Genomic DNA, 11,407 nt, shown 5'->3' on the forward strand with positions numbered 1-11,407 from the left:
ACCGGCGGATTGTCAATAAATGACCTGTCAATGTCAATCCGCAACCTTGCGCGAAAGACGTCGGATTTTTACCATTGAAGCCATGTTTTCATTCTTCTCACGCAAAGGCCCGGTCACCGCGCACATCAACGCGGTGCCGGTCACGGTCAATCCCAAGGAGACCCTGCTGCAAGCGGCGTTGCGCCAGGGCATCGACTTCCCGCACAGCTGCCGGGTGGGGGGCTGCGCCTCGTGCAAGTGCAAGCTGGTCGAGGGCAAGGTCAAGGAGTTGACCCAAGCGAGCTACATCCTGTCCGACGACGACCTGGACCAGGGCTACATCCTGGCCTGCCAGAGCGTGCCGCAAGGCGATGTGCGCATCGAGGTCGACCTGTCGGCCCAAGCCGCCAAGCGCCGTGTCGCAGGCCGGGTCATCGGCCAGGACCGGCTCACCAGCGACATCATCCGCCTGCGTGTGCAGCTGGATGAATCCTTCCCCTACAAGGCCGGTCAGTTCGCCAACATCGGCATCGCCTCCCAGCCTGGCGTGAGCCGCAGCTACTCGTTTGCCACGGCGGTTCAGCCCGATGCGCAGGTGAGCTTCTTTGTGCGCAAGGTGCCCGGCGGCCAGTTCTCATCCCTGATCAACGACACCAACGTGATGGGCCTGGCGATGAGCGTCGAAGGCCCGATGGGCGAGTTCTGGTTGCGCCCGGCCGAGGCCCCCTTGCTGCTGATCGCGGGCGGCAGCGGCCTGGCCCCGGTTCTGGCCATCCTGCAAGACGCGCTGGACAACGGCGTGAGCCGCCCGGCGACCCTGCTGTTCGGGGCCCGCCGCGAGGGCGACCTGTATGCCTTGGATGCGATCCAGACCATCGCCCGCCAGTGGCCCGCGTCGTTCCGCTTCGCGCCGGTGCTGTCGGAAGAGCCCCAAGGCTCCAGCTGGCAAGGCCTGCGCGGCCTGGTGACTGATCAAGTCGCTGCTCACCTTGACGGCGGCGCCCACGCCTACCTGTGCGGCCCGCCCGCCATGATCGACAGCGCCGTGAACATTCTGCGCGACCACGGCGTGCCGCGCGAACACATCCACGCCGACCGATTCACCACCCAGCAAGACGTTCCCGTCACCGCCTGAAAGCACCACATCATGATGTTCTTTCATTACCTCAAGTACTTTCTCTTCCACGCGATCGGCTTGTTCTCGCTCGCCCTGCTGCTTGCAGGCGGCGCCTACATCACGGCCGGTGTGTTCGTGGTGCTGGCCGTCTACCTGATCGGCGATGGCCTCTTGGGTGATGACACCTCCACGCCCAAGTTCAAGCACCCTGTCATCCTGACCGTGCAGTTGTGGATGGCCTTGCCGCTGCTCTCGCTGATCGTGTTCACGGCGGTCTGGTCCGTGAGCGCGGGCGACCCGTTCGGGTATGGGGCCTTCGTCACCCAGCTCACCGGCTATGACGTCATCGCCGCGCGCGATGCCACCTTCTGGGTGCACCGTGTGTCCATCTGGCTGGGCGCAGGCCTGATGATCGGCATGATCGGCACGATCACCGCCCACGAGCTGACGCACCGCACCTGGGACCCGATCTCGATGTTCATCGGCCGCTGGCTGCTGGCCTTCAGCTTCGACACCATCTTCGCGATCGAGCACGTGTACGGTCACCACCGCTATGTGTCGACCAAGGAAGATCCGGCCACGGCGCCGCGTGGGCGCAATGTGTATGTCCACATCGTGGCCTCGACCATCAAGGGCAACATCAGCGCGTGGCACATCGAGGCCAAGCGCCTCAAGCGTGCTGGCCAGGGCCTGTTCTCGTGGCACAACGCCGTGATCCGTGGCCACAGCATGAGCCTGCTGCTGGTGGCCGCCGCCTATGCCATCGGTGGGTGGGTGGGTGCGGGCTTCTTCGTGGCCTGTGCCTTGTGGGGCAAGTCGCTGTTGGAGATCGTCAACTACATGGAGCACTACGGCATGGTGCGCGACCCGAGTGCGCCGGTGCAGCCCCGCCACTCCTGGAACACGAACAAGCGCATCAGCTCGTGGGCCATGTTCAACCTGACCCGCCACTCGCACCACCACGCCCAGGGCGAAGTGCCCTATCAGGATCTCAAGCCCTTTCCTGATGCCCCGATGATGATCAACGGCTACCTGACCACCATCATGGTGGCCATGCTGCCGCCGCTGTGGCACAAACTGATGACCCCCAAAGTGCTGGCCTGGGACCGCGAATACGCCAGCCCCCGCGAACTGCAACTGGCCGCCGAGGCCAATGCGGCCAGCGGCATTCCAGCGATGATGGCCATGGCGGCCCAGCAGCAGTCTGCCGGGCGGATCAAGACGGCGGCCTGAGTAAGTTGCTTGAAGATGAGTTCATGAAAAGAACCATGCCTGGAGACGCCGTGCCCACCGGCCAATGTCTACCAGGTCTATGTGAAAACCGTCCTGGCCGATTCAATCGGCCAGCGGCAATGCCAGGCACAGGCGTGTGCCGCCCAGTGGGGCCGGAAGCGGCCGCAGACTGCCGCCATGCAACACGGCCACCCGCTGCGCGATGGCCAGCCCCAGGCCCCCGATGCCGCCACTGCTGCGCTTGATGGGCGGATCGCGCAGTGGCAGGCACTGGTCCAGCCGCTCGTGCAGTTCACCCGGTAAACCCGGCCCGCCGTCTTCCACCACGATCTCGGCCTGCGTGCCTTGGCGCCGCAAGCTCACAAGCACCGGCTGGCTGCTCGGGGCGTGACGCACGGCGTTGTCGATCAGGTTGGTCAAAGCGCGCTCGATCAGTTGCAGGTCGCCATCGAGTTCCAGGCGGCCCGGCGGCACGCCGTGCAGCGCGACCGGCGGGAACGCATCGCTGAAACCGAACTTCTGCACGGCATCGCTGACCAGCTCATCGAGGCTGAAACGCTCGTGGTGCAGCACTTGCTGGGTGGATTGCAGCGCGGCCAGTTCAAACAATTGCTGCGACAGGCGGCTGACCTTGCGGCTTTGCGCCAGTGCCGCCTGCAGCACGGCTGCGCGCCGGGTGGCTTCTTCGGGGGAGGCCTCTGCGGCCAGTGCTTCAAGGTGGCCATGCAGCGCCGTCAGCGGTGTGCGCAGGTCGTGCGCCACGCTGGCCATCATCTCGCGGTGGTCGGCCACCTGGCGTTGCTCGCGCTCGGCGTGCCATTCGATGCGCTGCTTCATGTCGTCGAAGGCTTCGCCGATGGCCTGCACTTCGTCGCCCGCTGGACGCTTGGGCGCTGGCGACGCGGCCCCTTCGGGCATCGTGCCGCGCTGGCTGTACTCGCGCAAGCGCTGAGTCAACAGATGCAAGGGCAGGCTCAGGCGGCGGAAGGTGAACAGACCCAGCATCAAGGTCACCAGCAAGCCAATGGCGGCAGCCAGTGCGGCGCCACGCCACAATCGTTTGGCACCGACTTGCGCGGCCACCGCATCACGAGCCTGGCTGTCAAGGATGACGTACAGATAGCCCGGCGGACGGGTGTCGCCAGCGCGCACCGGGAACATCGCCGTGCTGAAAATGCGCGGCAAACCCGACCCCATGGGGTCGGTGCCCCGCAGCGGCAGAGCGGCACCGGCCAGGAAAGCGCGCACGGGCGCCAGGTCCACCTGCGCTTGACGCACCATGCCCGGCTCGCCGATGTAGTGCTGCACGCGGCCGTCGGCATCCAGCAGGTACACCTGCACGCCGGGGTTCACCGTCATCAGCATCGACAGCAAGGCGCCACGCGCCGAACGGTCGGCCTCATCCCGGTTGGTTGATGTGATTTCCGGCCAGTGGCCGACGATGTGCCCGGCCAGACCGTGGGACAGGCGCTGCAGGGATTCTTGCTCTTGCTCGGCAGCCACCTCTCGCCCCAGCAGTGCCACAAACGCGCCATAGGCCAGCAACAGCAGGGCCAAGGCCAGCGACAGCCGGGTGGTGAAGGATCGAGCTGGTTTCATTGGGCGGGGTCGAGGTCGAAGCGGTAGCCCACACCCCACACCGTGACGACACGCAGCGGGTTGCGTGGATCGTCTTCAATCCGGCCGCGAAGTCGGTTGATGTGCGAATTGACGGTGTGCTCGTAGCCGTCAAAGCCGTCACCCCACACGCGCTGAAGCAGTTCACTGCGGCTGAATGGCCGCCCCGGGTGCTTCAGCAAGAAGTGCAGAAGATCGAACTCGCGCAGCGTCAAGGGCAGCGCCACATCACCGCGCATCAGCTCCCGGCGCACGGTGTCCAGTCGGAACGGGCCAAACCGAAACGCCTGCGTTGTCGCGTTGGTGGCGCGCATCTGTTCGATGCGTCGCAGCAATGCCCGGATGCGAGCCACCAGTTCCAGCATCGAAAACGGCTTGGCCAAGTAGTCGTCGGCCCCCAGTTCCAGCCCCAGCACACGGTGAGCCTCGGCAGAGCGTGCGCTGAGCATGATGACGGGCACATCGGCATGCCTGGCGCGCAGGTGGCGGCAGACTTCCCAACCATCGGCACCGGGCAGCATCAGGTCCAGCAGCACCAAGTCCCAGCGCTGCCGGTCGATGGCAACCATGGCCTGCTGGCCATTGGCTTCGCGGTGCAGTCGGTAGCCTGCGTCTTCCAGGTGAAGGCGCAGGGCCACCGCGATCGCGTCGTCGTCTTCAACCAGCAGCAGGTGTTCGTTCATGGATGGCCAGTGCCGCACTCGGCGGTTGAGTGTAGCGGAGCGCCAGAGCCTGCGCTTCAGGCAGCGGCCGTGCCTGTCGGCTGCATGCCACCGCGACGGCGGCGTGCCATGAAGCCTACCGACGCCAGGCCCGCTGCCAGCAGCGCGTAGCTTCCGGGCTCAGGCACGGCAGTTACGCCAAACGAGATTCGGTAAACATCGCTGTCGGCCGTCAAGGCGCTGTTGAAGGTGTACCCGGCGCCCGTGGTCAGTCCGTTGAAGGCCGCGAGTTCAGCGAAGTTGAAGGCCACCACCGAGTTTTGATCACGGCGAAGGTCGTTGTTGCCAACGAAGGCCGCAGCAGCGGGGTTGAACACTTCCGAACCGGCATCCCAGATTTCGTTGGCCTTGATGCCAATGGTGGGAATGCTCAGGTGGCCACTGGCGTCGAACAGTCGGTACTCGGTGGGGCTGTCATTGCCGATGAAGAAATCATTGCTGGGCACCGCCATGGCGGCGAAGGTGAAGAACGGGTTGAGCGCCGTGTCCACCCGGAACGTCAAGCTGTTGCTGGCGCCTGGCACCAGCAAACCGCCGATGGTGCCGCGGGTGGCGCCGGGGTCGGCTGCGGCAAACGCTGCCTGCCAGGCACCGCCGGCGCCGCCTTCGGCCACCGAGATGATCGGTGCGGTGGCCGCGCCACCGAGGTTGAAGGCGTCGAAGCTGCCGTTGTTGAAACCGACATGCAGGGGCGCGAAGCTGATGCTGTTGGTGGGCGCGAGGTTCTGCACGGTGACCGTGACGTCAACGACTGCGGCATGGGTCGACGCGCAGACCGCCATCAGGGCGGCTGCGCCCAGGGCTGTGGGCACGGCGAGAGAGCGGAATCTGGTCATTTTGGAACTCCTGGCAAGGTTGTTGAGAGAAGCGGTGTTCGGCTTGCCGACACCGCCCAACCGATCCTAGGAGCACATGTTCATCGGAGCCTCACGCGGAGTTCACCGCTGCGGGATCATTGCCGCCCAGGAAGTGACGCCAACATCCGAAATGGCGCTTCGCGCCGCTGCGGATGCCTTGCCTCAAGCCCCCAGAGGCAAGGCATTGAGCTCTTTGCGCGCCTCACGCCACTGCGGCCAATGCCGGTCCAGCAAGGCCACGAAGCGATCGCTGTGGGTGGGCTCCAACAGGTGCAGCATTTCATGCACCACCACATATTCCACCAAATCCTTGGGCTTCTTTCGCTGCAAAAAGTAGCCTGCACGCGCCTGCGCTTTCAAGGCCGCTTGTTGCTGGCGTAACCTATGTGCATGCCCGCCGCAGCGGTTCCTACTTTGTCCCAGCCGAGGTCATGGCACCCGGCAGCTCCGCAAACTTTGCCGCCATCGTGGGGTTGCCCCGTGTGAGCTTCTTGATCGTCAGATCGTCGGCCTTGTCGTTGGCGAGGCGCAAATTGTTCGCTGACTTGTGCAGCGCTTCCTTGGTTTTTTCCAGGTCCTTGATCGCATCGTCGATGCGCTTGATGGCTTCTTCAAAGCCTTCGGAGGCCAGGCGCCAATTGCGCCCAAACGCCGTCTTGAATTCGTCGAGCTGGGTTTCGAACTTCGTGATGTCCACGTTCTGCGAGCGCACCAGCGCCAGCTCCGACTTGTACTTCATCGCGTTCAAAGCGGCATTGCGCAGCAGCGTGATCAGGGGCACAAAGAACTGCGGCCGCACCACGTACATCTTCGGATAGCGGTGCGAGACATCGACGATGCCGCTGTTGTACAACTCGCTCTCCGGCTCAATCAGGGACACCAGCACCGCGTACTCGCACGCCTTTTCAGTGCGGTCCTTGTCCAGCTCTTTCAGAAAATCTTCGTTTCTTTTCTTGGTCGCCGTCTCGTTGCTCTCGTTCTTCATCTCAAACATGATGGAGACGATCTCGGCGCCCGACTCGTCCGAGTCGCGAAAGATGTAGTCGCCCTTGCTGCCGGTGCGGGCGTCGTTGTCTTTCTCAAAATGCGCCCGCTGAAAGGCGGCAGCACGGATGCGGTTGAACTCGATTTCGCAGTGCTGCTCCAGGGTTTCACCGACCATCTTGGTCGATAGCCGCGCCTTCAAGTCCCGCAGGCGCTCAATCTCCCCATCACGGTCGCGCAGCTGCAAGGCGTATTGCTCCTTGATGGCTTTCTCTTCCAGCTGATTTTTCACGGTGACGAGGTTGAGGTCATTCTTCAACCCGTCGCGCTCACGGGCGACCACACTCACGGCTTCATTCACGGCCAACTGGCGCGTGGCCTCGGCCAACTGAGCGGCAGCTTGCTGCGCCTTGCGCGCTTGATCCAGCTCGTTCGCCAGCCCATCGCGCTCTTTGCTGACCGCGCCCAAAGCCTCCGACACCGCCAGCTTGCGGGCTACCTCACCGGCAGCGAGCTGGGCCTGCAAGGCCTGAATCTCCGCATCTTTGCGCGCCGCAGCGCCTTGCAGCTCATTGGCGACCTTGGCCTCGGCCAAGGCAATCGCGTCGCGCTTTTCACGCTCGGCCAGCTCCAGCCGCTCGTGCAACTGCTTATCAAAATCGCCATCGCGCACCTGCTTGAGGATGTTGGCGTACCCCGCTTCGTCGATCTTGAATGCTTTGCTGCAGTGTGGACAGATGATTTCATGCATGGCGACTGGGCCCTCCTTTTCGTCAATTGTCGCCGAGCCGATCATTTAGTCGGATGAGTTCGTTCGCGATAGGCTCAATCTCGAACCGTTCCCCAAGCATTTCAAAAGTGCCTGAGTCAATGAAGTAGGCACGAAAGAAATGCTGCGGAACCCCATCTCTCTTTCCTTCGTAGCCAAAGTATTGAGGGAAGATTTGCCCAACGATGCCCTTAGATAAGTATTTGTCTAGCCGCTCGTCAAAGTGTTCCATTGCGTCGCGAAGTGGCTTGCAAATGCGCAACGGATTGTCATCTCCGATAGCAAATTCATTGCGTAACGCCGCCGCGCGGTCCGCATGGATTTGTTGCGTTTCGCGTATTGGCCAAAAATATCTTGCAATTGCAGCGCCTTGCACAATCAGGTTCTGGAGTTCATCCAGCACAGACTGAACGTCAATGTCTTCGTCGGGATACTCCGTTTCGGAGTTTGCAAGATGCTCAAACACATCATTCAGCACGTCGATGGAGCGCGCAGCAGACTTTGTGCAGAACGCCATGCTCAATGAGTAAAAGATCCTATAGGGCGGATGAATTCCGTTATCCACCAAAGATTCCTTTTCCATTGCATATCGCGGATTGGGCGGAGGCACTGCAAGGTACGTAGGTTGTACAAGTCATGAAGATACTGGGCTGATATGGACAGGCCGCCTTGTCATGACATCTTCTACTGAACAACTTGTTCCGATCTTTTCGCGACAGATTAAAGTAGGCGGTTAAGGCGTCCTACACGCGCTCGTACGGATAAACATTTTTGAAGTTTCGGTTGAGATATGACCCAACGGAAGGTGCTAGCCGAAAATTCTCGAACTCGTGTTCTGGAACCCCTTTGTAGGCATAAAGCGAAGAATCCAAAAATCGAACGTATACCCATTGATTTTCGCTGTCGTATCCAACTGCTGCGACGTTGGAAGAACTTACTGGATGCATTTCTGGCATTGACATTTCATCTCCTTAGTTAAACGATTGATTCCGCCAGTTCCGGACACTGGTTTCATATGTGGCGACGTCAGGGCAGGGATTTGCCCAAAGCTTCGAGGCTATCGGATCTGAGCTCTTGGTGGAACTATTGGATTGGAAAAACTTGATACGAGACGGAATACGCACAGCTTCACCGCTCACGATTGCCTCACCAGTTCGCAGGCCGGAAAGGACATCAGCCATTTCGCGTAGCTCATCTTGCATTGCAGACACCACATGTCCCTTGTCGCGAGAGTTGGTCATTCTCAAAGCAATTATGGATCCACACTGGCTTAGAACTGTCTCATCTAGTTCAGAAGGGCGTTGGGTAACTAGCAGCAGGCCAACGCCATATTTTCTGCCCTCTTTGGCGATGGCCTGTACGGTCCGAGACGAAATTGAATCGTCTCCAGCCTTCAGATAGGAGTGCGCCTCATCCAGCACAACCAGCAACGGTTGCAACTTTCCACCTACAAGAGTCGTCTGTCCCCAGTACAGAGCGTCGTAGATAATTTTTAATATGCATCCAGCAATTGTTTGCATTACTTCGGACGGGATCGCGGAAAGATCCAGGATGGAGATAGGAAATCCGTGCCCGAACCACGTGGAGTACAACCGCGGCAAGTCATTCGGCACCAGGCCATTCAGGTCCGGAGCATAACCAGCGGGTCTGAACAAGAAGCTGTAGCTCTGATCGAGTAGTCGGGATCGCATTCCATCAAGAAAGCCCAGCATTCCTTTTGCCTTTTGGTTCAGGAAGGGAGCACTATTTCCGAGACCCGCAATCGGATACTGATTTGACGTGAGAGTCGCTGGACTACCCGCCGTCACCAAAGCCTCGGGGGTAATGCGGTCAGCTTTGAAAGTGGTCCGTTCAAAGTTATCTAGGTCAAACCATAGTTGAGCAATAGAAAATGGAATAGGACTATCTGCTGTGATTGATTCGGCCCTAAGGCCACCGATCCCAATCGCCGAGACTCGCTTTAGATCCAGCACCTTGCCGCGAATGTAGTCTTCATTTTGATCAGAAAGCTTGCCGGGAAATATAGCCATTAGTTCCTTGAATGGCAGCGCCCAAAAAGGGACGCAGAGTTCTTCCTCATTGTCGACGGCGTTTGCACCGATTCGAAAGACATGGCACTTCCCGCGAAGAGAGCTTGCGTACTCACCGTGAGGATCAATCATGAGCACTCTTGCACTTGGAAGTGGCTTCTCAGCTATAGCCTTCATCACGATGCTTACTGCATTTGACTTGCCACTTCCGGTTGATCCGAGGATCGCGCAATGGCGCGATACCAGCTTGTCTAGATCAAGCTGAGCCTCAAGTCCCTCCGACGCACTTTGGTTCCCGATGACTATCGAAGATTGCGTGTTGTAGCCGCCGTACACAATGCGCAGGTCATCATTGGTAACTAGATGAACCTGATCGCCGGACGTCGGTGATTGCAGTACGCCACGCTCAAAGTTTGAGCCGACTTGCTCGCCCACAAGAATCATTTGTAGCCAGCGGTGGCCGTCTACGATGGACGGGTTTTCTTTGTAGGCCGTCAATAGTGCGTCTGGCATTGCCATTACGCCTGCTTGCGTAACCAATCCGTATAGATTCGCGTAGCCCAATGGGATTTTCAGAAATGAGCCGATTTGACCGATCCTGTAAACCGTGCCGTCAACGATAGGCATATTTGATGGGTAACTGCTCGCCATCTTTATGGTCACAGAGTTACCGCTGACGCTTTCTACTTGTCCAATATGAGTCGGGTTGTGTTTCATCGAGCTACAGCGCCGTCGGCGAGCCATTGGATGAAGACAAGTCGTTTAGGAAGCCAGCTAGCTTGCTGAAATCGGGTAAAAGAAATGTCCCCGTTCCTCCCCAGGTTTCATTGCCCTGCTGCTCGCCTGGCGTCGAAGACGGTGCTGCTGCGTCTTCGTCGAAATAGAGGTCTATTCGCGTTGACTCAATTTTCTTGGGTTCATCGCGCAGTCGCCAGTGTCCGAACTTGCCGCCTATTACTGCGTGATGCCGACCGTAGACGGACATCTTCCCCCCTGTTTCTTGTGTGGCCATGACCCTTACGACGTTGGCTTCATCAGAAAGACCATAGGAACAATCGCCGGTTGTGTCCCTCACCTCGTCAAAGTAAAGGGCTACAACATGTGAATTCGCGCCACGTCTTAGTGAGGTAACAATTCTTTCGTTAATGTGGTTGTCACCGAATGAATAGCCGCACGTAATCAAGACAGCATCGTCTTGCTGGAGAAACGTGCAAAGTCGATCAATCAGGCCGACGTAGGGTTGCTTTTTTGATGAGTTGTACTTGAGGTGTGAGGGGTAAATCAGGGTGTTAGCTGCATCGGTATCTTGAGCATGCTGACGAATGACCGCTTGATCGGCTTCGCGGAATGACCACCCCAACGAACCATGCATTTTCCACAGCTTCACAAGATGTGGGTACGCCTCAACGTCTTCAACAGCTTCTGGGCAAAAGAATGGTTCAAAGCCGCCGGAGAATCCGTCGAAATACGGTATGCCGGAACCTTCCAACGCCATTTCAAAAAGGTAGTCATAGTTGGTTGTGAAAATTTCGGCAGGAAACCTACGCCGAGCTTTTTGGATCCAGTTAGAAAACTGAGAATGCGACAGTTTTTTGCGGACTGCTGCGTCATTGAGGTGGTCATGAATTGAAACCAGCTCGACCACTTGTTCTTTAACAAGCTTAGCCAAGTCCGAAAATCCGTTTGAATTGAGGCCGTTGAGTGTGCCCGCGCCAATCACAGCACGTTTTGATTCAATGCTGGATAGAAGAGTTTCAATGTTGAAGGGGATCTTTGCACCACTTAGCTCCGCCTCAATGTCGCCAATCGCGGAGGCGAGCGCAGCGGATTGAGTTGAAACGTATAGAACGATATCACTCGTCATTTTTGCAATGGCGGGGATACAAATGCCAGGTAGCCCAGTAGCGAAAGACGTACCTGCTCCAAATAGAAAACCTATGCGCTTCTTGTCGGAAGTTAGGATTTGGTGGAGACCTCGAACTTGCTCACGCGGATCATGATTCTTCATATTTGTTCAGTCAATTGAGCTTCTAAATTGGCGTGTTGCTACTTGTCGCGTCCCGTGTGATCATGTACCCATTCGTAGCTGGGCACTATTC

11 protein-coding genes are annotated in these 11,407 nt (G+C 58.8%); 2 read left to right on the forward strand and 9 right to left on the reverse strand.

Going from position 1 to position 11,407, the window contains the following annotated elements; translation table 11 throughout:
• Positions 1-82: 82 nt before the first annotated feature.
• A complete protein-coding gene (locus PSV38_RS18875) occupies positions 83-1,114 on the forward strand; it encodes a 2Fe-2S iron-sulfur cluster-binding protein (protein WP_300550252.1) in 1,032 nt (343 codons plus the stop codon).
• A gap of 12 nt (positions 1,115-1,126) precedes the next feature.
• A complete protein-coding gene (locus tag PSV38_RS18880) occupies positions 1,127-2,329 on the forward strand; it encodes an alkane 1-monooxygenase (protein ID WP_300550254.1) in 1,203 nt (400 codons plus the stop codon).
• A 102-nt stretch (positions 2,330-2,431) separates the two neighbouring features.
• On the opposite strand, the gene PSV38_RS18885 is transcribed toward PSV38_RS18880, so the two are convergent.
• The 9 genes from PSV38_RS18885 to PSV38_RS18920 all read right to left on the reverse strand — a co-directional run bounded on the left by PSV38_RS18885 (position 2,432) and on the right by PSV38_RS18920 (position 11,316).
• A complete protein-coding gene (locus PSV38_RS18885; protein WP_300550255.1) occupies positions 2,432-3,928 on the reverse strand; it encodes a HAMP domain-containing sensor histidine kinase in 1,497 nt (498 codons plus the stop codon).
• Positions 3,925-4,629 carry a response regulator transcription factor gene (locus PSV38_RS18890; RefSeq protein WP_300550257.1) on the reverse strand — a complete coding sequence of 235 codons (705 nt, stop codon included), beginning with the start codon at positions 4,627-4,629 and terminating at the stop codon, positions 3,925-3,927. The genes PSV38_RS18885 and PSV38_RS18890 overlap by 4 nt, the downstream gene beginning before the upstream one ends.
• Positions 4,630-4,685: 56 nt before the next feature.
• Positions 4,686-5,504 carry a spondin domain-containing protein gene (locus PSV38_RS18895; RefSeq protein ID WP_300550258.1) on the reverse strand — a complete coding sequence of 273 codons (819 nt, stop codon included), beginning with the start codon at positions 5,502-5,504 and terminating at the stop codon, positions 4,686-4,688.
• Between the two features lie 183 nt (positions 5,505-5,687).
• On the reverse strand, positions 5,688-5,885 hold the full coding sequence (locus PSV38_RS18900; RefSeq protein WP_300550260.1) for a M48 family metallopeptidase: 198 nt from the start codon (positions 5,883-5,885) through the stop codon (positions 5,688-5,690).
• 49 nt (positions 5,886-5,934) lie between these two features.
• On the reverse strand, positions 5,935-7,260 hold the full coding sequence (locus PSV38_RS18905; protein ID WP_300550262.1) for a DUF2130 domain-containing protein: 1,326 nt from the start codon (positions 7,258-7,260) through the stop codon (positions 5,935-5,937).
• Positions 7,261-7,282: 22 nt separating this feature from the next.
• Complete coding sequence (locus PSV38_RS18910) at positions 7,283-7,861, reverse strand: hypothetical protein (RefSeq protein WP_300550263.1); 579 nt, start codon at positions 7,859-7,861, stop codon at positions 7,283-7,285.
• A gap of 160 nt (positions 7,862-8,021) precedes the next feature.
• Complete coding sequence (locus PSV38_RS20475) at positions 8,022-8,240, reverse strand: KTSC domain-containing protein (protein ID WP_366526672.1); 219 nt, start codon at positions 8,238-8,240, stop codon at positions 8,022-8,024.
• 9 nt (positions 8,241-8,249) lie between these two features.
• Entirely contained in the window at positions 8,250-10,025 is a 1,776-nt protein-coding gene (locus PSV38_RS18915) for an ATP-binding protein (RefSeq protein WP_300550264.1), read from the reverse strand.
• A gap of 4 nt (positions 10,026-10,029) precedes the next feature.
• Positions 10,030-11,316, reverse strand: coding sequence for an SIR2 family protein (locus PSV38_RS18920; protein WP_300550266.1), 1,287 nt, complete (start codon positions 11,314-11,316; stop codon positions 10,030-10,032).
• Positions 11,317-11,407 lie beyond the last annotated feature (91 nt).

Source organism: Aquabacterium sp., from assembly GCF_029946005.1.
Lineage (GTDB): Bacteria > Pseudomonadota > Gammaproteobacteria > Burkholderiales > Burkholderiaceae_C > Aquabacterium.